Origin of the sequence: Pyxidicoccus fallax (genome assembly GCF_012933655.1) — a bacterium.
Taxonomy (GTDB): Bacteria; Myxococcota; Myxococcia; order Myxococcales; family Myxococcaceae; genus Myxococcus; species Myxococcus fallax.
This window is the reverse complement of sequence record NZ_JABBJJ010000193.1, coordinates 1-24,511: the sequence shown is the minus strand read 5'-3', so window position 1 is coordinate 24,511 and position 24,511 is coordinate 1. Positions and strand designations below refer to the sequence as shown.

Annotated in this window: 13 protein-coding genes and 1 pseudogene; 7 read left to right on the top strand and 7 right to left on the bottom strand. The window is 70.8% G+C overall.

Annotation, left to right across the window (positions count from 1 at the left end; all coding sequences use genetic code 11):
• The first annotated feature begins 314 nt into the window (after positions 1-314).
• On the top strand, positions 315-2,810 hold the full coding sequence (locus tag HG543_RS32645) for a serine/threonine-protein kinase (RefSeq protein WP_169348830.1): 2,496 nt from the start codon (positions 315-317) through the stop codon (positions 2,808-2,810).
• An 18-nt stretch (positions 2,811-2,828) separates the two neighbouring features.
• Here HG543_RS32645 and HG543_RS32640 read toward each other — a convergent pair whose 3' ends face one another.
• Positions 2,829-3,500 (bottom strand): hypothetical protein, encoded by a 672-nt coding sequence (locus tag HG543_RS32640; RefSeq protein ID WP_171818780.1) that lies wholly within the window; start codon positions 3,498-3,500, stop codon positions 2,829-2,831.
• Positions 3,501-4,025: 525 nt separating this feature from the next.
• Here HG543_RS32640 and HG543_RS32635 point away from each other — a divergent pair.
• Positions 4,026-8,045, top strand: a complete 4,020-nt coding sequence (locus HG543_RS32635; RefSeq protein WP_211194311.1) for a two-component regulator propeller domain-containing protein — start codon at positions 4,026-4,028, stop codon at positions 8,043-8,045.
• 45 nt (positions 8,046-8,090) lie between these two features.
• Here the strand turns inward: HG543_RS32635 and HG543_RS32630 are convergent, their stop codons facing one another.
• A complete protein-coding gene (locus tag HG543_RS32630; protein ID WP_343073497.1) occupies positions 8,091-9,065 on the bottom strand; it encodes a PDR/VanB family oxidoreductase in 975 nt (324 codons plus the stop codon).
• A gap of 423 nt (positions 9,066-9,488) precedes the next feature.
• Between HG543_RS32630 and HG543_RS32625 the strand changes: the two genes are divergently transcribed.
• From HG543_RS32625 to HG543_RS32615, 3 genes are all read left to right on the top strand, one after another.
• A complete protein-coding gene (locus HG543_RS32625) occupies positions 9,489-10,133 on the top strand; it encodes a hemerythrin domain-containing protein (RefSeq protein WP_169348829.1) in 645 nt (214 codons plus the stop codon).
• A gap of 297 nt (positions 10,134-10,430) precedes the next feature.
• Positions 10,431-11,195: an SIMPL domain-containing protein gene (locus tag HG543_RS32620; RefSeq protein WP_169348828.1), complete on the top strand. Its 765-nt coding sequence runs from the start codon at positions 10,431-10,433 to the stop codon at positions 11,193-11,195.
• A 210-nt stretch (positions 11,196-11,405) separates the two neighbouring features.
• Positions 11,406-11,942, top strand: coding sequence for a hypothetical protein (locus HG543_RS32615; RefSeq protein WP_169348827.1), 537 nt, complete (start codon positions 11,406-11,408; stop codon positions 11,940-11,942).
• Between the two features lie 103 nt (positions 11,943-12,045).
• Here the strand turns inward: HG543_RS32615 and HG543_RS32610 are convergent, their stop codons facing one another.
• The 5 genes from HG543_RS32610 to HG543_RS32590 all read right to left on the bottom strand — a co-directional run bounded on the left by HG543_RS32610 (position 12,046) and on the right by HG543_RS32590 (position 22,918).
• The gene (locus HG543_RS32610) at positions 12,046-15,603 is read right to left on the bottom strand and encodes a putative Ig domain-containing protein (protein WP_169348826.1); all 3,558 of its coding nucleotides are present in this window, start codon (positions 15,601-15,603) and stop codon (positions 12,046-12,048) included.
• A gap of 163 nt (positions 15,604-15,766) precedes the next feature.
• Entirely contained in the window at positions 15,767-17,968 is a 2,202-nt protein-coding gene (locus tag HG543_RS32605; RefSeq protein WP_169348825.1) for an Ig-like domain-containing domain, read from the bottom strand.
• A 120-nt stretch (positions 17,969-18,088) separates the two neighbouring features.
• Positions 18,089-19,507, bottom strand: coding sequence for an IgA Peptidase M64 (locus tag HG543_RS32600; RefSeq protein ID WP_171818374.1), 1,419 nt, complete (start codon positions 19,505-19,507; stop codon positions 18,089-18,091).
• Positions 19,508-19,560: 53 nt separating this feature from the next.
• A complete protein-coding gene (locus HG543_RS32595) occupies positions 19,561-21,024 on the bottom strand; it encodes a PEGA domain-containing protein (protein WP_246357460.1) in 1,464 nt (487 codons plus the stop codon).
• 91 nt (positions 21,025-21,115) lie between these two features.
• A complete protein-coding gene (locus HG543_RS32590) occupies positions 21,116-22,918 on the bottom strand; it encodes an Ig-like domain-containing protein (RefSeq protein WP_169348823.1) in 1,803 nt (600 codons plus the stop codon).
• Positions 22,919-23,263: 345 nt separating this feature from the next.
• On the opposite strand from HG543_RS32590, the gene HG543_RS32585 reads away from it, so the two are divergent.
• Both HG543_RS32585 and HG543_RS55715 read left to right on the top strand, forming a co-directional pair.
• The gene (locus HG543_RS32585; RefSeq protein ID WP_169348822.1) at positions 23,264-24,268 is read left to right on the top strand and encodes an SDR family NAD(P)-dependent oxidoreductase; all 1,005 of its coding nucleotides are present in this window, start codon (positions 23,264-23,266) and stop codon (positions 24,266-24,268) included.
• 82 nt (positions 24,269-24,350) lie between these two features.
• Positions 24,351-24,511 (top strand): annotated as a pseudogene (locus HG543_RS55715) (diacylglycerol/lipid kinase family protein); the annotation flags it as partial.

Genomic DNA, 24,511 nt, shown 5'->3' with positions numbered 1-24,511 from the left:
TCTCCTGCCTCCCCGCCCTCATGCACCCACACCCCGCCCGACGGGTGTGCACGGGCTCGACTCGCGAAGGCCTTCAACGAAACCGGGCTGCCGACGTACCGCCCCTGTTTCACGGACAGTTGTGCCGGACGGGTCTGACACCTCCCCGGAGGCGGAGCCTTCCGTTCACAGCGTCAGAAGTGTCCATTCGCTGGAAGTTCCCGGGCGCGGTGAATGGGGTTTGCGTTCCCGGCGTCAAGGGTGTCTGTCCACATGGAAGTCCCCCGGCTGCTTGATTCCGTGTGTGTCCGGGTGCTTCGCTGCCGGGAGAAGCCATGAGCACCGCACCCACAGAGTCCCCCCGCTTTCTCGGGCGCTACGAGCTCGTCCATCCCCTGGGCCAGGGGGGCATGGGCGAGGTCTTCCTCGCGAAGATCAGCGGCGCGGCCGGCTTCGAGAAGCCGTGCATCGTCAAGACGATTCTTCCAGCGCTGCTGAAGGACCGGCAGTTCCTGGACCGGTTCCACCACGAGGCCAAGGTGCTGGTGCACCTCGTCCACTCGTCCATTGCCCAGGTGTACGACATGGGCGAGGCGGACGGCACCTACTACATGGCGCTGGAGTACGTGGCGGGGGTGGACCTGGCGTACCTGCTGGAGCAGGCGCGGACGCAGGGCGTGGCGGTGCCGGTGCCGGTGGCGCTGTCCATCGGCCAGCGCATCGCCGAGGGGCTGGGCTACGCGCACCGCAAGGCGGGGCCGGACGGCTCGCCCCTGGGCATCGTCCACCGCGACGTGTCTCCGCACAACGTCATGGTGTCGTACGAGGGCGAGGTGAAGGTCATCGACTTCGGCCTCGCCAAGTCCGCGGCGCGCAGCAAGTACACGCTGCCGTCCACGGTCATGGGGAAGCTGGGCTACATGTCCCCGGAGCAGGTGCGCGCCGAGCTCGTGGACCACCGCAGCGACATCTACTCGAGCGCCGTGGTGGTGTGGGAGATGCTGGCGGGCCGCTCGCTCATCCCCCACGGGACGGTGGGGGAGATGATGGCGGCCATGTCGCAGCCGGTGGTGCCCTCGCTGTGCGAGCTGCGCCCGGACGCGGACGCCGCGCTGGACGCGGTGGTGCGGCGCGCGCTGGAGGCGAAGCCGGACGGGCGCTACGCGCGCACGGACGAGTGGGCCCGCGCGCTCAACGGGGAGCTGGTGCGCACGGGCGCGTCGGTGGGCGCGGAGGAGGTGGGCCAGTTCGTCCGCACCCTGTGCCCCGAGGCCTTCGCCGAGCAGCGCAAGCTCATCTCCAAGGTGTCGTCCTCCACCGGGCTGCGTCGCACGCCGCTGCCGGGCACCGGCACGGGCCTCTACGGCTCCGGCGCCCCGGCGGATGACGGGGTGTCGGGGCACGAGCCCACGGTGGTGCGCAACGTCGGCGACATCCAGCCGTCGCCGCGCCGCTCCGGCGGGGTGGCCCGGCCGGACGCCGTCTACGCGGACGGTGACGACGTGGACACGGGCGCCACCACGCTGCGCCAGGGGCCCGGGACGGGCACCGCGCGCTTCGACGAGCCGCGGAAGCCCTCGCGCCCGGAGCCCGCGGTCGTGGTGGAGGCCGGCGTGGACGCGGTGACGGAGCCGCGCCGGCCCTCGCGCCCGGTGCCCGCGACGGCGGCGGAGGACGACGCGCTGGAGGCGCGGGCCTCCCGCAGGCGCCCCATGGGGCTCTACGCCGCCATCGCCGTGCTGCTGGTGATTGCCACCGCCGCCATCACCGCGCTGCTCGTCCGTCCGCCCGCCGCGCCGCCGGCTCCGGTCGCGAGCGTGGCCACGGCGCCGGCGGCCACCCCCTCGGGAAGCGGCGTGAAGCCCGACGCGGAGCGGACCGGCGCGACGGCCCCGGTGGCGCAGGCGAGCGGGACGCCCGCGGCGACTCCTCCGTCCCCGGACGGCCCCACGGCCCCCGGTGGTGAGGCGGCGGCCCCCACGGGTGGAACGGTGGCCGCGGCGGCCGGTACGGCGGCCCCGGCGGTGGCGCCCACGGGGGGAACGGGGGCTCCGGCGCCGGAAGCCGTGCCGTCCTCGGCGAGCGCCATCGCGGCGCCAGGCAAGACGGAGGAGGTCGCCGCCAACGCGGACGATGGCAAGCGCCCGGCATCCACGCCGAAGGCCCCCGGGAAGAAGAAGGCTCCTTCGACGCCGGCGGCCCGGTACGTCGCCGCCTCGGTGGAGGTGCTGCCCCTGGTCGACGAGGGCGGCAGGTTCTATGTCGCGAGGGGCTGGGCCGCGAGGCTCCTCCCGGACATGGAGGCGGACGTGGTGGGGCCCCCGGGGAAGGATGGCCGGCGGCAGGTGCTCGGACTGGCCCGGGTCATCCGGCCGGCCCGGCTGGGGGGAAATGCCGTGAAGTCCCGGCGGACGTACGTGGAGCTGGATGAGAAGGCCCTCGCCTCCACCAGCAGGCTGTACCTGGTGCCGCCCCGCGACCTGGCGCCGGCTCCCACGAGGCCCGACCCGGAGCCCGCCGAGCCCGTCGTGGTCGCCCCGTCCGTCCCCGTGAAGCCCGAGAAGAAGACCCTCTACGCGGATGTGAGCAGGTCGAAGAGCATGTTGGGGCTCGTTGGCGACGACGAGGTGAAGGTCCGCAACATGGGCACCACCTCCTGGTCCAACTGCTACGTGGTGAAGGACCAGCGCAGCACGGCCTGGCTGGGGAAGGTTCCGGCCGGCGACGTGAAGTCCGCCAGCAGGTTCAAGCTCAACACGCAGTTCGACGTGCCCTCCGGCAAGGTGGGCGTCTTCTGCGACGAAGGCGAGTACATCACCTCGGAGAAGTGAGCGGGCCTGGCGGGCCCCTCACTCGCCCAGGCGCTTCGCGGCCACCGGACAGTCGGCGACCACCGCCTTCAGCTCGGGGTCGCCGCCGCGCGCGGCGCGCACCGCCCGGTCCAGCGAGGTGCGGCACTCCCACGTCATGTCGCGCGTGCCGTGGCAGCAGTGCCAGCCCGTGAGCGTCCTGCCCAGGTACTTGTGCGTCTCCGCCTTCGTCGGCGTGACGAGCAGCCACACGGCGCCGGCCAGCACCGCCAGCCACGGCAGCTGCACGGCCGCGCCCTTCAGCCAGGGGCCGGCGCCCGGGGGCACCCGCTCGGCGTGCACGCCCAGCTTCTCGTCCAGGGGCCGCCGCAGCAGCACCACGTTCAGCAGCAGCTCCAGCGGCGCGGTGACGGCCCGCGCCAGCCCGAGCGGCAGCCCCGGCGCGCGCGCTCCACGCACCAGCCGCACGCCCGCCACCTGCCGCCACCACGTCCGGCCCGTGAGCCCGCCCACGGCGGACGCGGCGAGCCAGGCCAGCGCCATGGCCACCGCCATGCGCCCCGGCGTGCGCTCCTGCTCCAGGGCCCGGAGCAGGGCCCAACCCACGAGGGCCGCCGTCACCACGTCCAGCAGGTCCGCCAGCCACAGGCGCCACTGGTAGCGGGACTCGGTGCTGACCACGTCCGTCGAGAACAACGACCCGTCGCTCATCCAACCTCTTTTCGGGGCGGGCAATATAGACACGCGCCCGCGTCGCGTCGGCAGGGACCTGCGGGGGTGACCTCGGGGGAACACCTTCCCGGCGCCGTGACGGCCGGCGTCATCGGGCCCCACGAGGCCGCGAATTCCATGATTCCGGGCGGGCAGGGAGCCGGGCGGCCGGAGGCCGCATCGGATTCGACCTGGGGACATGGCTCCTGTCCTGTTCCCGCAGTGGCGTCGGGGACTCGCGGCTCTCATCTTCAATCCAGCGCCACACGGCGAGGCCCTCACCACCACCGGGACCTCGCGTCAGGAAGCGCGGGCTCCATGGCCAGGGGCGTCGGGAGGGTGGCTCCCGGCGCCCAGGGTGGTGGCGGACGAGGCGGCAGCGGCGGGGAGAAGGTGGGAAGTCGCACTGGGGGTGGAGGTTGCCCCCCGCCGCTGCCGCCAAGGCTGCTCCACTCAACGTTTTATGCGGGTTGGAGCGTGCCGCGTTTGGTCTCCCGGCCGGTTCTGCCGGACACTGGGAGCAACATGGGCATCACGGGGTACACGCAACGCGCCTGGCGGCCCGGGCTCGTCGGACTTTTGTTTGTCGCGGGACTGCTCCTGGCGAGACCGGGTCTGGCCCTGGACCCCGAGCGCCGTGTCTCCCAGTACATCCAGGACTCGTGGCGCGCCGACGACGGGCTGCCGCAGAACAGCGTGTTGTCGCTGGCGCAGACGCGCGACGGCTACCTGTGGCTGGGCACCTGGGAGGGGCTGGTGCGCTTCGACGGGGCGCGCTTCGTCGTCTTCGACAAGCGCAACACGCCGGAGCTGCGCAACCACACCATCCGGGCGCTCGTGGAGGACCCGGCGGGCACGCTGTGGGTGGGCACCGAGCAGGGCCTGGTGGCGTACCGCGAGGGCCGCTTCGAGCGCGCCCCGGGCGCGACGGCCTCGCTGGAGGCCGCGAAGGTGTCCCGGCTCCTGGTGGCGGACGGCGCGCTGTGGGTGGGCACGAGCGGGGGGCTGTGGCGGGTGCCGCCGAGCGGCGAGGACGCGCGGCAGTACTCGGTGGAGGACGGCCTGCCGGACGCGTCCGTCACCGCGCTGGTGGCCGACGAGGTCGGCACGCTGTGGGTGGGCACGAAGAAGGGCGTGGCGCGGCTGATGGCGGGGCGCGTGGACGCGATGCCCTTCGCCATTCCCGGGCCGGACCCGCGGCCGGAGGTGCTGGCGCTGAGCCGGGACGCCGCCGGCGTGCTGTGGCTGGGGACGCCGCGCGAGCTCATCTCGTGGGATGGGAGGGTCGCCCGCCGCTTCACTCCCCAGGACGGGCTGCCGTCGACGTACATCCCCTCGCTGTACACGGATGGCGACGGCACCCTCTGGGTGGGCACCCGCCGCGGCGGCCTGGTACGGCGCACCGCGGACGGCTTCAGCGAGCCCGTGCCCGGTGAGGGGCTGGTGGAGGCCGAGGTGCTGTCCATGCTGGAGGACCGGGACGGGCACCTCTGGGTGGGCACCTATTCCGGCCTGTTCCGCCTGCGCGACGGCCCGTTCACCACGTACGGGCTGCCGGAGGGGCTGGTGGCGCCCGAGGGCGCCGTGAGCGCCGTGCTGGAGGACCGGCGCGGGACGATGTGGGTGGGCACGCTGGGCGGCGGGCTGTACCGGCTGGGAGCGGGGGGCATCCACCGCGTGGCCGTGGAGGAGGGCTTCCCGGAGAAGGTCATCCCCGCGCTGCACGAGGACGCGCAGGGCACGCTGTGGGTGGGCACCGTCAATGGCCTGTACCGGTACGACGGCACCCGCTTCAGCCGGCTGACGCGCGAGCAGGGGGGACCGCAGGAGGTGGTGACGGCCATCCACGTGGACTCACGGGGGGACCGGTGGGTGGGGACGCAGAGCGGGCTGCTGCGCGTGCACGGAGGCGAGGTCTCCCTGTATGGCCCGAAGCACGGCCTGCACCACCCCGTCATCGTCATGACGGAGGACGCGGACGGGCGGGTGTGGTTCGGCACGGAGTCCGGGCTGCTGCGGTGGGAGCCGGACTCGAAGACCTTCAAGCGCTTCACCCAGAAGGACGGGCTGCCGGGAGACCTGGTGCTGGCGCTGCTGGCGGACCCGGACGGCACGGTGTGGGTGGGCACGGAGACGGGGCTGGGGCGCTGGCGCAAGGACACCTGGGCGCGCTTCACCGTCGCGCAGGGGCTGTACGACGACGCGGTGTTCAGCGTGATTCCGGACGGCGGCGGGCACCTGTGGATGAGCAGCAACAAGGGCGTGTCCCGCGTGTCGCGGCGCGAGCTGGACGAGGTGGCCGACGGCAAGCGCGAGCGCGTGGCGGCGCTGGGCTTCGACCAGCGCGACGGCATGCGCAGCGCGGAGTGCAACGGCAACACGCAGCCGTCCGCCTGGAGGAGCCGGGACGGGCGGCTGTGGTTCACCAACATCGGCGGCGCGATTGTCGTGGACCCCGCGCGCGTGGGCACGAGCTGGCAGCCCCCGGAGGTGCGGATTGAAGAGGTGCGCGTGCAGAACCAGCCCGTGCCCATGGAGGGCCGGCTGGAGCTGCCGCCGGGCGGCTCGCGGCTGGACATCCGCTTCACGGCCTTCACGCCGGTGGACGCGGGGCGGCTGCCCTTCCGCTACCAGCTCGTGGGCCATGACGACGGCTGGGTGAACGCGGAGGTGCGGACGGCGACGTACACGGGCCTGCGGCCGGGCAGCTACCGGTTCGAGGTGCAGGCCCGGGGGCGCGACGGGCACTGGACGGAGTCGGTGACGCTGGACGTGGTGCTGGAGCCGAAGCTGTGGCAGCGCACGGGCTTCTGGCTGCTGTGCGTGCTGGGCGTGGTGCTGCTGGGCGTGAGCGTGTACCTGCTGCGCGTGGGGCAGCTCAAGGCGCGCGAGCGGTGGCTGGCCGAGCGCGTGCAGGACCGCACGCGGGCGCTGGCGCGCGCCAACGAGGAACTGGAGGCGCACATGCGCACGCTGAAGCAGACGCAGGCGCAGCTCGTTCAGGCGGGGAGGATGGCGGCGGTGGGGCAGCTCGCGGCGGGCGTGGGGCACGAAATCAACAACCCGCTGGCCTACATCGTGTCGAACCTGGAGCACGCGAGCGAGGAGGCGGACGCGCTGGCGCGGGAGCTGGGGGACACGCGCGCGGTGGGGTCGAGGCTGCGCGAGGTGAGCCAGGCGCTGCGCGAGGCGCTGCATGGCGCGGACCGGGTGCGGCGCATCGTCCGGGACTTGAAGACCTTCTCGCGCCCGGACGACGAGAAGCAGGGCCCGGTGGAGCTGCACGCGGTGCTGGACTCGGCGGTGAAGATTGCCATGGCCGAGCTGCGCCCGCGCGCGAAGCTGATGAGGGACTACGGCGACGTGCCGAAGGTGGAGGGCAACGAGGCGCGCCTGGCGCAGGTGTTCCTCAACCTGCTCATCAACGCGGCGCAGGCGCTGCCGGAGGGACGCGCGGAGGAGAACGAGGTGCGGCTCGTCACGCGCGTGGCGCCGGATGGGACGGTGATGGCGGAGGTGCGCGACACGGGCATCGGCATCGCGCCGGAGGCGCTCTCGCGCATCTTCGACCCGTTCTACACGACGAAGCCGCAGGGCGTGGGCACGGGGCTGGGCCTGTCGCTGTGCCATGCGTACGTGTCGGCCATGGGCGGCACCATCTCCGTGGAGAGCGAGCCGGGGAAGGGCTCGGTGTTCCGGGTGACGCTGAAGCGCGCGGCGCCCGAGGCCGAAGTCGCGGCGGACGCGCAGGAGCGGCGCGCGGCGCGGGAGCCCTGGTCCATGCCGGGGGCACGAGGCGGCGCGCGGGAGCCGATGCCGGCGCTCGCGGCCCGGGAGCAGGGCACGTCGCGCGAGTCCCGCTCGATGAACGCCGAGGCCTCCGGGGAACGGGGCGCCACGCCGGCACGGAGCATGGACGGGGTGTGGCGGGACGCGTCGCCAACGGAGGGGGAGCCCGCGCTTCCCGGCGGAATGAACGGCGCGGCCCTGGGAGCGACGAGCCCGGTCGCCACGGCCAGCGCTCCCGCCGCGGCGGAAGCCGGGACCGCGTCCTCCTCCTCGCCCGCCGCGGACGCGCGAGTCCCCGCCCACGAGCCGCGCGCGAACGCGACGCCGGCGGAGCCCGGCACGGGCGCGGCGCCGGTGCGGGGCCGGGTGCTGGTGGTGGACGACGACGCGCTGGTGAGCGGAGCCATCCGCCGCACGCTGTCGCGCGAGAACGACGTCGAGGTGATGGTGAGCGCGCGGCAGGCGCTGGCGCAGCTGAGCTTGCCGGAGCCGCGCTACGACGTGGTGCTCTGCGACCTGATGATGCCGGAGATGACGGGCATGGACCTGTTCGACGCGCTGGTGCAGACGGCACCGCGGGTGGCCGAGCGGGTGGTGTTCATCACCGGAGGGGCCTTCACTCCGGCGGCACGCACGTTCCTGGACCGCGTGGAGAACACCCGGGTGGAGAAGCCCTTCGACCCGGAGGCGCTGCGCAAGCTCATCCGCACCGAGGTCGCGCGCGTGCGCCGGGAGTCCTCCGGCCGGGCCGCTTGAGTCGCGGGGCCTCGGCATCGAGGCCCCGCGCGGCTCCCCCAGGGACTACAGGTCCAGGACGAGCCGCTTGGAGCGGGCGCGGGACACGCAGACGAGCATGCGCTGGTCGCCCGCGGGTTCCTGCTGGAAGAAGGTGTCGCGGTGGTCGGGCTGGCCCTCGCAGACGCGGGTGACGCAGGTGCCGCACGAGCCGGCCTCGCAGTCACTCGTCACGCGCACCCCGTTGCGGCGCAGCACGTTGAGCACGGACTGGCCGGCGGGCACGCGCAGCACCTGGCCCGTGCTGCGGATGGTCACCTCGAAGTCGGTCTCCTCCTTGCCCGTCGCGGCGCTGGTGCCCTCGGCGGTGAAGGACTCGAAGTGCACCTTCTCCCAGGGCCACTTGTGGTACGTGGCGGCGTCGCGCACGGCCTTCATCAGTCCGGCGGGGCCGCAGCAGTACAGCCGCGCCCCCGGCCCGCGAGTGGCCAGCAGCGTCTTCACGTCCAGGCCCTTCGACGGGTCTCCGCCGTCGAAGTAGAAGCGCACGCGGTCCTTGAAGGGCGCGCTGGAGAGCAGCTCGCGGAAGGCGGTGCGCTCGGGCGTGCGCGCGCAGTAGTGCAGCGTGTAGTTGGCGCCGGTGCGCTCGAGCATCCGCGCCATGGCCAGCATCGGGGTGATGCCGATGCCACCGGCCACCAGCACGTAGCTGCGCGCGAACAGCAGCGGGAAGTTGTTGTTGGGCGCGCCCACCTCCAGCACGTCGCCCACGCGCACGCGCTCGTGCATGGCGCGCGAGCCGCCGCGGCCATTGCCATCGCGCTGCACGGCGATGACGTAGCGGTGCGTCTCGTCCGGGTCGTTGCAGAGTGAGTACGAGCGCACGAAGTCGCCCGGCCCGGGCACGCGCACCTCCAGGTGGGCGCCGGCCTCGAACGGGGGCAGCGTGCCTCCGTCCTCCGCGACGAGCTCGTACGTCAGGATGTCCTCGGCCTCGCGAGTGATGTTCGCGACCCGAACGCGCAGGGTGTCATTCACCACGGTGCTCCCCCTTCCCCTTCCCCGCAGCAAGCAGGGCGCTGCCCCGCGTCACGGTGGTCCGGACATTGGGCAGCAGCCGGACGGGCGGTGATTGCCCCTGGGTACAATGGGCCTGTTGGCTTCAGTGCGCCGCAAGCCCTTGAGGGGTGGTGGAACGGGGTGAAAGGCTGGCGAGAGCCGGAACACCGGTGCCGGTTGCGTCACGGCCCGGGAACAGGGTGCCCTCCCGCGGGGTGCGGCGATCTCCCAGAACCCCGGCTTCGCCTGGCCGCCTGCCGGACATCCGGGGAGGCATACCCCTCTCATGCAGCCCGAGCATCCGGGCCCCGCCATCCACACCTTGCGTCCATGCCGCGCTGCGCCAGGAGCCTCGGGCTCAGCGGTGGGGGAGGCGCGGCCCAGACATTCAGGGGAGGTGGGTTCATGGATGCCATCGCGTTGCTGAAGGCGGACCACAAGACGGTGGAGCAGCTCTTCCGGAAGTACGAGAAGGCGGGCCCCAACGCGCACAAGCTGAAGCGCAAGCTGGTGGACCAGATGGTGCACGAGCTGTCGGTGCACGCCGTCATCGAGGAGCAGGTCTTCTACCCGGCGGTGCGCGCTCGCGCGGACGAGCTGGGGGACGACGTGCTGCGCGCGCTGGAGGAGCACCACGTGGTGAAGCTGGTGCTGGCCGAGCTGGACGGGATGCCGCCGGAGGCGGAGCGCTTCGACGCCAAGGTGCACGTGCTGATGGAGAACGTGCGCTCGCATGTGCTGGAGGAGGAGAGCGAGCTCTTCCCGGCGGTGAAGAAGGCCTTCAAGCCGCAGGAGCTGCGGACGATGGCGGACGTGCTGGAGATGGCGAAGAAGGCCGCTCCCACGCGGCCGCACCCGCTGGCGCCGGACACGCCGCCGGGGAACCTGGTGGCGGGCGCGGTGTCCGCCGTCATGGACATGGGCCGCGACGCGCTGCGCACCGCGCGCCGCAAGGCGACGAGCAAGGCGCGCTCGGTCGTCGGGCTCCGTCCGAAGACGCAGACCCCCCGCCCGGCGTACGAGGCGGCCGGCGACGCGGCGAGCCCGTGACGCCCGGCTGGGCGAGGCCGTGGAAGGAACGTTCCTTCCACGGACCGCCCGAGGCCGCCCTGGCGCGGAGGGCTTGTGGAAGGAATCTTCATTCCACGAGGCCCTGAGTCCGGCCGGGGCCCGGCGCGGCCTGGAAGGAACGGTCATTCCTGGGCGCTCTCACCGGCTGGGGAGGTGGGAGCGCCCTCGTGCGTGGAGGGCTTCACGGTGGCGTGAATGCCGGATGGGGTCATTCCGTCCCAGGGGGCGAGGACGTTGCAACTCGACCCCGCAGCCCTGGAACGCCGAGGAGGCGCCATGCTCCACGCACGACCTGTCCGACACCTGATGCTCTCCGCGATGTTGCTCACCAGCATGGTGGCCGCCGCGCAGGGCGCACCCACGCCCGTGTCCACGCCGCGCCCGCTGGTGGACCCGCAGGTGCGGACGATTCGGGTGGAGGGCACGGGGGAGGTGAAGGCGCAGCCGGACGAGGCCTTCATCGACCTCGCGGTGGAGACGCTGGCGCCGAACGCGAAGGCGGCGGGAGAGCAGAACGCGAAGCGGATGGAGAAGGTCATCGCGGCGCTGACGTCCGCGGGCATTGCGCGGCGTGACATCCAGACGCGCAACTACTCGGTGTACCCGGACTATGGGCCGCCGGCGCCCCACGAGACGGAGCCGAAGCTGCGGGGCTACCGGGTGAGCAACCTGGTCAGCGTGCACGTGACGGAGCTGTCGAGGGTGGGGAGCCTGCTGGACCAGGCGCTCGCGGCGGGAGCGAACCGGGTGGACCAGGTGCGCTTCGGGCTGAGCCGTGAGGACGCGGTGCAGGGCGAGGCGCTGCGGCAGGCGGTGGCGCGCGCGCGCAAGTCGGCCGAGGTGCTGGCGGCGGCGCTGAACGTGAAGCTGGGCGCTGTGCTGGACGCGAGCACGGTGACGGAGCCTCCGCGGCTGTACGCGGCGCGCTTCGCCATGGCGGAGGTGGCGGACGCCCGCGCGGCGACGACGCCCATCCAGCCGGAGGAGCAGACGGTGCAGGCGAAGGTGACGCTCATCTACGCCGTCGAGTCCGCGCGGTAGCGGACCTCCCGCGTGTCTGCGCGGCGGCCTCGTCGGACGAGGCTGCCGCCCGGCCCTCCGTCGCCTGCCCGCCCAGCATCGGGCTGCGAGGCTTGGAGCACCCGGGTTCTCGGCCGCCGAGGCCGTCCTCATGTTGAGGAGGAGATAGGAGGGAAGCCGGGTCCGGCACGGGGCCCTCGGGCTTCTTCCCGGGTGGGAGGGCACGAGACGATGAGCGGCGCGCGCAAGTGGACGTTCCTGGCAATCGGGGTGAGCGCTCTGGGCCTGGGCCTGAGCTGCAGGCAGGACGGCATGGGAGGGGGGGAGCCCTCGGCGAGCGAGCGAGAGGGCCGCTCGGAGGTGCTCCGGGGCCTCATGGCCCCGAAGGAGCAGGTTCCGGATCCCGAGGCGCTGACGAAGGAGTCCGAGCGGGCGCCGAGCGTCGTCACCCCGGGGCCTCCGGGGCAGGGAGGTTCGGGGCTCCCCGAGCCCACGGGCCGGGTGCAGGGCCGGGTGAGCTGGGTGGGCGACAACGAGCTGCTCATCCGCGACGCGGCTGGCCAGGAGCGTGACCTCGAGGTGAACACCGGCACCCGGCTGCTCGTGAATGGAGCGCCGGTGAACCTGCGAGAGGTGGAGGAGGGCGACGAGGTCCGCGTGAGCTACGACGAGGGGCCGGGAGGCTGGGTGGCGCGCCAGGTGGAGGTGCTGCCCACGGCCGAGCCCGACGCCGGTGAGCAGGGCAGGCCGTCCACGCCGCTTCGCTGAGGGGGCGCCGAGGCACGGGGCACGAGCCGATACGTCGGACGCGCCGGGCCGTCACGAGCCGTTGGCCTCGAAGGGGCCTGGGCTGTCACCTCGGACGAGCCGGTCAGAAGGAGCCACCGTCCGCGCGCCGTCCCGCGGAGGAGCCGAGTCCCGGGTTGAGCGTGGTGTGGAGGACGAAGTCCCCATCGCGCGTGGCGTCGGGCATCCGGTTGATGGACACGTTGTCCGTGGTGGACTCGTAGCCCGCCGAGTCCACGACGCCGCCGTCGGGGGCGCGGAGGCTTGGGACGTCGCCATCGTTGTCGAGCCCGAGCCGACCGGTGGACGCGGCCAGGGTGTTGGCGGTGCCCGGCGGGAAGCCACGAGGGCCGCCGTAGACGACGAAGGCCTTGCCCGGAGCGAGCGATGTCCCGGAGGGGAAGAGGTGTCGCTGGGTGGAGGAATCCCAGAGACTCCAGCCGGACAGGTCCGCCGGGGTGGTGCCGCCGTTGACCACCTCGATGAACTCGTATTGGGGGTCTCCCACGCCACCGTCGGGGGCGGGCTCGTTGGCGAGCACCTCGTTGATGAAGAGGTGCTGCGTGGGAGCTGGACCGCTGCCTCCATTGCCCAGGTCGTAGCGGCTGATGACGGGATAGTGGTCGCTGACGGTGTTGGCGTAGTTGGGAATCCAGGTGTCGGGGCGCAGCACGCGGACGGAGCCGGACAGGTAGCTCACGGCGAGCTCGTTGGTGGCGAGCGTGTGGTCGATGGCGTCGGGATAGCTGGTGGTGGTGCGCTCGCCGCGGAGGGACAGCGGCTGGGTGACGAACGTGTAGCGCGAGGTGTCGAGCACGAAGGGCTCGTAGGGGCTGGCGAGATAACCCCCGGCCCCGTTGCGGGTGATGGAGCGGTCGAGGTCGTCATTCCAGTCGCCGATGACGAGCACGCGCTCGAAGGGCAGGTGCGTGTCGAGGTAGCTCTTGAGCGCGGCGCCCGAACGCTGCCGCTGCCCGTACGAGGTGGCGTCATCGAACGCCTTCATGTGGACGACGATGACGACGAGCGGAGCCTCGGCGCCGCGGATGCGGGTGGTGAAGTCCACGCGCAGGGGAGGCCGGCCGCCGAAGTCATCCACGGACTCCGTGAGGATGAGCTGGGCGCGCTGGAAGGTGACGGAGCTGTCGTAGAGGATGCCGGGCTTCTGCTCGCCGTTGCTGTACCAGGTCCCGCCTGGCGGGGCGGAGACGATGGGGTCGTTGGCGAGGAAGCCGCTGTACTGGGGAAGCTGTGCCTTGAGGGCGGCGAAGTCCGTGGCGTCCACCATCTCCACGAGTCCCCACACGTTGACGCCCGCGTCGCCGAGGATGTCACGCGACCAGGCAATCTGCAGGTCGTCGTTGGTGCCTCCGTCCGAGGAGGACTCGGGAGGCCCCTGGTTCGGGGCGCCGAACCACTCGATGTTCCAGTGGCCCACGGTGAGCGAAGTGCTCGCGTCGCGCGCGGTGAGGGACAGCGTGCGCGAGTCCTCGAGGCCCTCGTCGTCCTGGACGAACACGGTGAAGCTCGTGGTGCCGAGCGCGGCGGGGGTGCCGGAGAGGACGCCCGTCGTGGCGTCCAGCACCAGCCCGGAGGGAAGCAGGCCGTCATGGCTCCACAGCAGCGGGGCCCGTCCGCCGGAGGCGGTGAGCGTGGCGCTGTAGGGGATACCGACGAAGGCCTCCGGGAGTGTGGCGGTCGTCACGCGGGGCGGGGTGTAGACGGGCAGGGTGAGAGGGCGCTCCTCGAAGCGGCCATTGGCGTCGGTGACGCGCGCGGTGAAGGGGGAGGTGCCGCTCGTGGCCGCGCCCGAGATGCCTCCCGAGGAGGAGAGGGAGAGGCCCGAGGGCAGCGAGCCCGAGGTGATGCTCCACGTGACAGGGGACTTGCCACCCGAGGACGCCAGCGAGGTGGAGTAGGGCGCCTCCAGCCGGGCCTCGGGGAGCTGGAGGGAGGTGATGACGGGCGGGGAGAAGACGGTGAGCGAGAAGCCGCGATGGTGGGCGTATTCGTTGGCGTCGAAGACGCTGACCATTCCGGAGATGGAGCCCGCGGCGGCAGGCGTGCCGGAGAGCTGGCCGGTGCTGGAGAAGCGCAGCCAGGAGGGCACGGCGGCGGAGGTGGCGAAGGTGTGCGGCGGCTTGCCGTCGGCAACGGAGTACGTGACGAGGAAGGCCTCACCGACATAGGCCTCGAGTCCGGTGGTGGGGCCCAGGAGGGACGGGGCCCGGTACACCCTGAGGGGGAGCGTGCGCGTGGCGAAGCGTCCACCGCTGTCGGTGACGCGGACGGTGACGGAGGTGGTGGCCGGTGCGCCGGGCGTGCCGGAGATGGTGCCGCTGCCCGAAGTGAGGGAGAGGCCCTGGGGCAGGGTGCCGGAGTCGATGCGCCAGGAGTACGGCGCGCGCCCGCCGGTAACGGTGAGGGTGGCGGAGTAGGAGTCGTCCACGTACGCGTCGGGGAGCTCGAAGCGGGAGACGCTGGGCGGCGCGTGGACGGTGAGCGTCAGCGTGCTGGAGTCGGTAGCGCCCTGGGCGTCGGTGACGCGGACGGTGAGGGAGAAGGTGCCGGGGGTGGATGCGGTGCCCTCGATGGCGCCCGAGCCGAGGAACCGCAGGCCCGCGGGCAGGGTGCCGGCGGTGAGCGTCCAGGTGTACGGAGGCTGGCCGTCCTCGGAGGAGAGGGAGTGGCCATAGGCGGCATCGGTGTACGCGTCTGGCAGGGACGCGGTGGCGACGAAGAGGCCGCCGCGGACGGTGAGCTGGAACGCCACGGAGGCCGAGCGGTCATTGCGGTCCTGGACCTGGAGCGTGAAGGACGCGGTGCCCGCTTTGGTGGGAGTGCCGACGATGGCGTCGCCCTCCAGGCGGAGTCCCTCGGGCAGCGAGCCCGAGCTGACGCGGAGGGCGAGGGGCCCCCGGCCGCCAGCGGCCTGCACCGAGGCGGAGTAGGGCACGCCCAGGCGGGCGGGAGCGAGGGGGGAGGTGGACAGGGACGGCGGCGCGAAGACGGAGAGCGAGAGGTCGCGCTGCGCGGAGAGGCCGGAGGTGTCCTGGACGCCGAGCGTGACGGAGAAGGTGCCCGGAGCCACGGGCGTGCCGGAGAGGCGGCCATCCGTGGCGAGCCGCACGCCCGAGGGAAGCGTGCCGCGAGCGAGGACCCAGGTGTACGGGGCCGTGCCGCCGGAGGCGGCGAGCGAGGCGGAGTAATCACCGCCGAGGTACGCATCCGGGAGCGCCGCGGTGGTGACTTCGAAGCCGGGGGGTTGGATCTGGATGCCCAGCAGCCGGCGAGCGAAGTGGCCGGCGGAGTCCCGGACCTCGACGGTGAAGGTGATGGTGCGCGCGGTGGAAGTGGAAGGCGTCCCGGAGATTTCGCCCGAGCCGGAGAGGGTCAGTCCCGAAGGCAGGGAGCCCGCGAAGAGGTGCCACGAATACTCGGGCGAGCCACCGGAGGCCACGAGGGGGACGCGGTAGGGCTGGGAGACGGTGGCCGGAGGGAGCTCCTCGGTGACCAGGGTGAGGAAGGTGCTGCCTCCGTCATGGGAGTTCGCGCCACCGTCCGTGGGGGTGCTGGGGCCGGAGCCAGGACACGCGGTCAGGAGCAGAGTGAGGAAGAGAGACAGGACGCGCGGGAACCGCATGACGACTCCGGGCCGATGATGCGGGGCCTCTGTTGAAGGCGTAACTGTATTACCGCCCTGTGACAGAGGCGTACGGGTCGCCGCCAACCCACCCGGAAAACAAAAGGGCCGCGGCTCTCGAGGAGCCGCGGCCCGGGGTGCGTCAGGGATTGCTGAGGTTCAGCTACTGCGGGCAGGCGTTGACCGCACCGGCCGACGGGGCCGCCACGCGGCTGAACGCGCGGCCATCCCGACGCGCGGTACCGCAACGCTGGATGGAGTTGTTGGCGGACGGGCCGCTGCCAGCCTCATCAACCTGGACCCGCTCGGGACCCGTGCCGGTGCCCAGCAGGGCATCCAGGAGACCCGTGTCGTCCGCGTCGGCCGTGTCATAGACGAGGGCGTCAATCAGGTTCGTGCTGCTCGCCGTCGTGCCATTGGGGTACGCGGAGGCCGCACCCTGATAGATGCCCACGGCATCAGCGCCATTCTGCAACAGACCATCTCCAAACGTGACGGCGGGAGCAGGGGTGACGCCAGCATTGCCAATGAGGATGAGTCCCGTGGCATCCGTGGTCCCCTTGATTTCGACCGTCAGCTCAGAGCGGTCCGTGGACCCGTTGAAGTGAACGAGGGAGAAACCCGCGATGGGGAGGTTGGGCACGCCCGTGGAGATCTCGACGAACTCCAGAAGATCCGTGCCGGGGGTGTCCGAGTCGAGCTCGTTGATGAGCAGGCGGATGACTGGCGTGTTCCCCGCCTCCACCGGGCCGGCAGGCGTGGTGACCACGACAGGCTGCGAAGCACCCACCGGCGTGCTGTCGGCGATGTTGGTGATGGTGATCTGGGTGTCGGAGTCGACGGTGAACGTCGGCTGCGCCACGCCACCGATGGTGACCGCGGTCGCACCGGTGAAACCGGTGCCAGAGATGGACACCTGGCCGCCGTGGGCAGCCAGCAGGATGTAGCCCTGGAAGGTGGTCGAGTTGGGAGCGGCGATTTCAGTGCCCAACGTGTCCCTGACTCCGGACACGGCCACCGTGTAATCGGTGGCGCTCGTCTGCGCACTGGTGTTGACCAGGATGGTGGTGCCGCTGACCGTCGCGCTCTGCGCGGTGAGACCGTTGTTGAACGTGAACTGGGTCGCGGCGTTCGTGACGCTCGCCGGGTTGATGTGGCGGTCGAAAGTCAGCTGAACGCGATTGGTGGACAGCGCCGAGGCTCCCACGACCTTCGGGGCGGGGCAGTTCGACAGCGCAAGCTCGGAAGCCGCGAACACCGAGAACTGGGTGGTCGCGTTGAAGCGCCACACCGGGCTCGTGTTCACCGTCAGGGAGCACTCGGGGACGAGGTCCAGCTCGCTGACCAGCGCGGCGGGGACGCGAAGCCGGATGTTGGCGTTCACGTCCGGTTCACCCGTGGCGGTGGTGATGAAGGGGAACTGGGTGAAGCCACCACCGGCGCTCGTGGACGGACCCTTGACGGTTCCACTGAAGGCGACCAGCCGGCTCTCGTAGGCATCGGCCGACTCGAGGTTGGACTCAGTGGAGACATCGACCTTCAGGCCGGCGGGGGAGGCATTGCTCAGGCTCTGGACCGGATGATTCCGGCTGATGACGGTGAGGTCGGCCACGGTGGTCGCGATGCGCATTCCGGTCGTGCCGCCATCAGCGCCAGCGGCGGGGTTGCTGCGCTCCGTGACGTTGAAGCTCACCCGGTCACCCACGGCGACCTGGCCCAGCGCGGTGGCGTCGGAGACGAACATCGCGGGGCCGGCGGCCTCGGCCTGCACGAAGAAGCCGGTCCGCTCGGTGGCGGCGCTGCCCGCGACCTGGGGCTTCACGTACGTGACGAAGGCGCCCGTGACAGGCAGGGGCGAAGCCTGGGTGCCCGCGGAGGCGGACAGGAAGGCCGTGATCTGCGCGGTGGTCTCCGTGACCGGAGTGGTGAAGGTGGAAGCCTCGCAGACCTTCGTGGTGGCGTTGCACACCTGCGTCAGCGAGCACTGCGCATTGGTGGCGCACCCGACGCACTGGCCGGCGCCGCCGTTGGCCGCCGTATCGCACACCGGCGTCGCCTCGGTGCAGCCCTGGTCCACACCATTGCCCGGAGCCGAGTCCGTGCAGATCGTGCCCGCGTCCGTACCCGCGTCGTCCGTGCCCGCGTCCGTACCCGCGTCGTCCGTGCCCGCGTCCGTCGGAGGCGGCGGCTGGGCAATGTCACGCTGCTCGCAATTGCCGTCGTTGCAGGTCCACTCACGACCCGGGTCCGCCTGACCGTTGTCGTTGCGGCAGTCGAACTGATCGACGCACTCGTCGCCACAGCCCGTCCCCACCGTGACGAACACGGCGGTCAACAGAGCCGGAAGCCAATTCCGTCTCAGCATGAGGTCCCCTCCCAGGGATACAGGTACTGGCTCCCCTTACACCCGAACCTGGAGGGGGTCCATTGTGCGCCCTTCCAGTCACACGCAATTCACGCGGTTCTCGCTGGAATTGTTAGATGTTCAAGGAGTAGGACGGGGAGTTCGAGCGGGTGGACCCACGTAGAGGTCGATGACCTCCGAGATGGCGCTCTGACACACCGCGCAGAACGGCACCCTGTCCCGGGTGAACATCACGCAGTCGAGCTGGGGCCGGTAGTACCCGCGTGACTCGTACATGGCTCCCTCGAAGGCGCCCACCTTGCCCGAGTACTTCTGCGAGGACAGGAACTTCTCCTCCCAGTCGCGCTGGGCCACGAAGAGGGCGTCCATGTCCGACTCCGGCTTGCGCTGCGCGCGAATCTGACGTCGGCGCTGCTGCACGCCGTTGGAGTGCTTCTCGTATTCCTCCTTGTTCCACGGCGTGGGCAGCGGCGTCCCCGGGGACAGCAGGTGCTTCCACTTCAGCTGCTCCGGGTCATGCAGCGCGGTGACGTTCTTCTCCCACGGCTCCAGGCGGTCCGCGGCAGGGGCGTAGACGGACTCGGAGGTGTAGTACTCGTCGGCCAGCCCGGCGAAGTGGTGGCCGAACTCGTGGACGAAGACGTAGGGCGCCCACAGGCTGTCGGAGGCCACGGTGCCGTAGAGGCCGAAGATGCCTCCGCCTCCGTAGGTGTTGCCGTTGGCCAGGATTTCCACGAACTCGTACGGCGCGAAGGCGGCCGTCTCGCGGAACGCCTTGTTGTCGAAGGTGAGGACGTAGCGCTCGCTGCCGAAGGCGTCATAGGTGGCGCCCACGGGCGAGCGCCGGTGGATGCCGGTGGACGGCCGGGAGATGCCGGACTGCGTGGCGGCGGGCACCAGGCCCCACACGTTGAAGTCCGCCTTGCGCTCCTTGAAGGGAGAGAACGTGAAGAGGATGTCCACCATGCGGCGGGCGTCCTTCTCGAACTTGGGGCGCTCGGCCGCCGTATAGCCATCCCCGAGGATGAGCAGGTCCACCTTCTGCTCCGGCGGCCCGTTCTCCAGCAGCTTCAGCAGCGGGCCGGGCGCGGGCGGCGAGGACGGGTCCACGAACATGTCCTTCGGGTCCACCACCAGCGACCAGACCTCGCGGAAGGCGTTCTGTGCGTCGCGCTTCTTGAGCATCACCTGGACGGGGCGCTCCGGAGCGGGGAAGCGCAGCGACTCGTGGAAGGTGCGGTTCATGGACCGCGCCTCGGTCGTGATTTCCCACTCGCCGTAGATGGAGGCGAACCCGCGCGAGAACAGGAGCCGGTTGGTGCTCCGGTCCCTCACCTCGAAGAGGTACTTGCCGAGGTTCGTCTCGTCGATGGCGCGCGCCGGGTGGCCGGGCCAGGGGAGCGGCTCGATGACCACCTTGTCGAGGCTGAAGCGCTCCTCGGTGGCGTTGCCGGTGTGGAAGTAGTCGACCCGGAAGGTGCGAGGGGCCGCGGCGGAGGCGCTCGTGGCCAGCAGCAGGAGGAGAAGGGCACGCATCATGGGCGCACTCTACGCGCCCGCGCCGGGATGCGGTGCCCTTCGGTGCGGCCCGGTCAGAACGTGCCGGACAGGGTGGCGGACGCACCGTCTCCGTCCGCCGCGACGCCGAGCGAGACCGGCGGTGCCGCGGAGGACGGTGACAGCAGATAGAGCACGGCGCCCGCGGTCACCGCGGCGCCTCCCCCGATGAGCAGCCCCGTGAGGGCATTGCCCTTCTGCGACAGCGAGTTCCGCAGCTCCAGGGCCTGCTTGTCGGTGGACAGGATGCGGCCGTTCACGAGCCGCTTCTCCAGGGCATCCAGGTCCTTCTGCGCCAGCATCCGCACGACGCCCGCGCCACCCAGGGCCGCCACACCCGCGCCGAGCGCCACGTAGGACGCCACGCGCAGACCCGAGGTGGAGCGGGGACTCGCCGTCTCGGCCACGCCCTCGGAGAGGAGGCTGGGCGCGGTGAGGTCCGCGCCTCCCGGCTGTGAGCCCCCGGGCTGCTCCCAGGGCGCCTTGCCATTGGCGTTCATCACCACGAGGCTCGAAGGGGAGCGGCCCGTGGTGACGAAGTCCACCAGCGCGGAGAGGGCCTCGTCCGGAGCCTCCATGCCCTGGGTCTTGAAGCCACCCTCGCGGAGCTTCTGTCCGCCCTCGACGTTGAGCACGGTGGCGGCGAACCACTTCGGCCCGCTGCTGGGGCGCTCCAGGCGGACGACGATGACCTCCTCCACGCCCAGCGTGCCACCGAGGCGCACGGCATGGCTGAGCGTCCGCTCGTCGTTGCCGTCGTTGGAAGCGAGGCACGGGAAGGGGCTGGCGGACACGGAGCCCTCGTAGGCCACGTCGATGAGCAGCGGCATGTCCGCGCCCTGCACCTGCACCTGGCGCGGGAAGCTGGTGATGCCTCCCTTCACCAGGGTGATGTCATAGGCTCCGGCGAGCACGTCGAGCGTCAGCGGCGTCTGTCCCACCTTGAGCCCATCGAGGTACACGTCCGATGCGGGCAGCGTGGACTTCACGGTCAGCTTCACCTTGCGCGTGCGGGCCAGCTCACGGCGCAGCTTGTCGAAGGACTGGCGGACGGATGGTGCGAACTGGTCCGGGTCAAGCTCGTAGTCAGGCTGGAGGCGCAGGACGTTGCGGAACGCGGTGTCGCTCTCCTTCTGCTTGCCCATGCTGCGGTAGTTCAGGCCGTGGAGGAGCTGAGCCTCCACGTAGAGCTTCCAGCGCGTCTCACCCACGGGCAGGCGGGTGATTTGCTGGAGGGCCTCGTCGGTGGCCTGGGCGGCCCGGGCGTTGCGGCCCTCGTAGAAGTGGTCCAGTGCGGTTTCGAGCTGCCGCTGGAGGTCCTCGTAGCTCTGGGTGGATTGGGGGAAGAGCCGCTCACCGAACTGGGTGGCGCTCAGGGTGTCCTGCTCGGGACGGGATGCGAGGGTGTCCAGGAATGCCTTGGCCTGGCTGCCCAGCTCCGCGTCCTTGCAGTCGCCGCTGGCCACCACCATGCGGCGGGGGGCTGCATACGTCAGCATGGAAAGCAGGCAGGCTGCGATTGTGAGTGCTGTTTTCATCTTGGATGGTCCTCGGCCGGTTCGTGGCGAGCGCCTGTTTCAGATGGGCTGGCTACCGATTGAGCCGATACACGACGGACATTTGACGGAGCGGCTGAGAGGTCGAAGTCTCAATGCCTGCCAGAACGAGTGTTCCTCTTGTATCGCTATCGATGGATGACGCGCTGAATCGAGCGGCGGCGCTGATGGATGTAGTCAGGGGAGAAGCCAGCCTCTCCCATTTGCTCGCTGTCCAGCGGTAGAGATGGACACCTGTTTCTGTTGCACTGAATTCATTCCAAGAGAACAGGAAACTGCCGTCTGGAGCCCGGCAGGCGTTGAATGAGGTGACTATGGCCTGGGGCTGAGGAGTGGCAGGAAGCTGCAGGGAGCGCCACTCGTCACTGCTCCAGTGGCTGAGTGCGATGTTCGGGGCGCCAGTGGAATCTTCTGTGTATCCCCAAATGGCGACTAGATTGTTGTTGCTATCGGCCTGTAGGGCGGGTGTCCGGATGCTGCGACTGTCATAGGTGACTACGTAGGGAGCTAGTTCCTCCCAATCTTTGCCAGTCCAGCGCCTGGCGTATAGACGTCGACTGGTGCTGTCGGTGAATGCGACTACGGGAGCGTTGTTTGTTTCCAATGTGAGAGCCGGTGTCTGGTAGCCCGCTGATGGAGTTACTTGATGGGGAAGACCAAGGGGGCTCCAGACGTCATTTGACCATTGATATACGTGAACGGCTCCGCCGCTGATGTCCTCTGGGTCCATCTTGAAGGCTACTATCGGCGCTCCTTCTGGGGTGAGTTGGAGCGAGACGTTCAGTGCATGGGGGCGATCAGGCAGTATTCCTCGGGCGTCGCCAAACTGCTTCCACTCGCTGCCTGTCCATCGGGCGACGTGGATGTGGTTGTCGAACTCGCGGCCAAGCCCTTCATGCCATGCGGCAACAGGCTCGCCGTCTGGACCAATCTGGAGCGACGGCGAAGCCACGATGAAGTTGGCTGAAGAGCTGATTTTCAGGCCTGCCCCAAGGTTCTCCCACCTGCTTCCCGTCCACCGGGACACAAAGATGTTCGTCGAATGGTCATCAGACTCCTGGCGCAGGACGACAGGATTTCCGCTCTTGTCCAGGCGGACAATGGGGTCAATCGTCGACGAGGCGTCCGGGATTGCTTGCGGAAGCGAGGGATAGCGAACGAACGTGGGGAGCGCCCAGGTCCATTCGCCAGAGTGCCCAGCGGTCTTGTTCCCAGCCAGATCCGCCAACGCGTCTGACAGATATAGGGTCATCATATTTGGTGGCGTGACCGGCGTCACCGGCTCCACCGTCACCGTCCGCCCATCCGCCGACAGTGACACCGTCCGCGCCACCTCCACCCCGCCCACCGTCAACCGCACGGAAGCCTCCGTCAGCGTGCTGGCCTTCACGGGCTCGGAGAACACGGCGCGGATGGGGCTCCTCACCCAGACTTCCTCGTCCCCCGGCTCCGGCGTCCGCGACACCACGCTCGGCGGCGTCCGGTCCACCACCACCTCCCGTGCCTCGCTGGTGAACGTCACGTCCCCGAACACCGCCCGCGCTTCCAGCCGGTGCGCCCCTTCCGCCACCCCCGCCGTATCCCACGCGTACGCGTACGGCGCCTCCAAGGTCGTCAGCACCTCACCGTCCCGGAGCAGCTCCACCCGCTCGGGCGAATGGCCCGTCACCGTGAGCCGGACCTCGATGACTCCATTCGTGTAGGCCGTCCCGTCCGGCGAGGCGATGCGCACCTGCGCCTTCGCGGGCTCGATGTCCGGCACGTTGATGCACGCCGGTGCGGAGAGAAGAACGACAGCCACCCAGGGCAGCAGCAGGAAAGGTCGTGGGGAGTTCATGGCGTGGTGCCGATTGCAGGGCACGTTCCGTCGGCCAGCCGACAGTCGCCTGCACATACCAAGCAGCCCGCCATCCTCCAACCCACCTGGTTGCCCTGGACAAGCCCAGTCCTTCCAGGCCCTTACCTCGCGGACTCCAAAACCGTCACCGCTGACACCCACCGTCACAGGTCCTGCGCGCCACATGACGGCCCGTCCAGACCCTGGACCCCCGTCCCATCCAGGAACCCCCGCCGCTGCTCCGCCGCCCGCCCTCCAGGGGAGCCTGCGACGGCCGGGTGCGCCGCAACGTGCCATCCCCATCTTCGCCAGGGGTTGCGCAGGAGAGGGAGCGACGGGGACCACATGAAGCAGGCATGGAAGAACCGAGTCATCGTCATCACCGGGGCCTCGAGTGGCATCGGCCGAGCCACCGCGCTCGCCCTGGCGAAGAAGGGCGCCCACGTGGTGCTGGCCGCCCGCCGCGAGGAGCCGCTGGATGACCTCGCCCGCGAGTGCGAGGCCCTCGGCGTGCGCGCCCTCGTCGTCCCCACCGACGTCTCCGACCCCGCCGCCGTGCGCAACCTCGCCGACGAGGCCCTTCGCGCCTTCGGCCACTTCGACGCGTGGATCAACAACGCCGGCGTCTACCTCCTCGGCAGCCTGGAAGAGACGCCCGACGACGCCTTCCGCCAGCTCATGGAGACCAACTTCTTCGGCACCGTCACCGGCACCCGCGTGGCGGTGGCGCAGTTCCGCCACCAGGGCTACGGCACCCTCGTCAACGTGGCCTCCACCTTCGGCGCCGTCGCCGGCCCGTACGTCAGCGCCTACGTCGCCTCCAAGCACGCCGTGCGCGGCTTCTCCTCCTCCGTCCGCCAGGAGTTGCTCAACACCGGCATCGACGTGTGCACCGTCCTCCCCGCCGCCATCGACACACCGCTGTGGCGGCACACCGCCAACTACACCGGCTGGCGCATCCGCCCCGTGGAGCCCGTGTACTCCCCGGAGCGCGTCGCCACCGCCATCCTCCGCGTCCTCAAGGAGCCCAAGCCCGAGGTCCTCGTCGGCCCCGCCGCCCGCGGCTTCGTCGCCATGCACGGCCTGATGCCGGGCACCTTCGAGCGCACCATGCGCGGCGTCACCGACGCCCAGCACTTCGAGAAGGTGCGCCAGAGGCCTACCTCCGGCAGCCTCTTCCGCCCCATGGCCGAGGGCACCGGCGCCTCCGGTGGCTACCGCTCGGGCGGCAAGCCATGGCTCCGCCGGCTGCTCTTCGCCGGAGGACTGGCCGCCGCGGCCGTGTCCCTCCGTCGGAGAGGGGCCGGGCGGCGACTCGGAGTGCGTGTGGCCCACGCGCTCGTGGGTTGAGGGTCATTTTCATGTCACGACGCCCTCCGGGGTGAGGCGCCGTGACCGGGCCATGACAATGCCCGGGGAGAGTCCGCCCGCCATGACCGACATCGCCGTCCTCGTCAACCTGCGTGCACGCCGGGGCTCCGAAGGAGTGGGGGGCCTCGTGGAGCGCTTCCTCCCCCGGGCCCGCGTGGCGCTCACCCGCTCCCTCGAGGAGGCGCGCGCCTGGATTTCCGACACGCTGCGGCCCAACCCGCC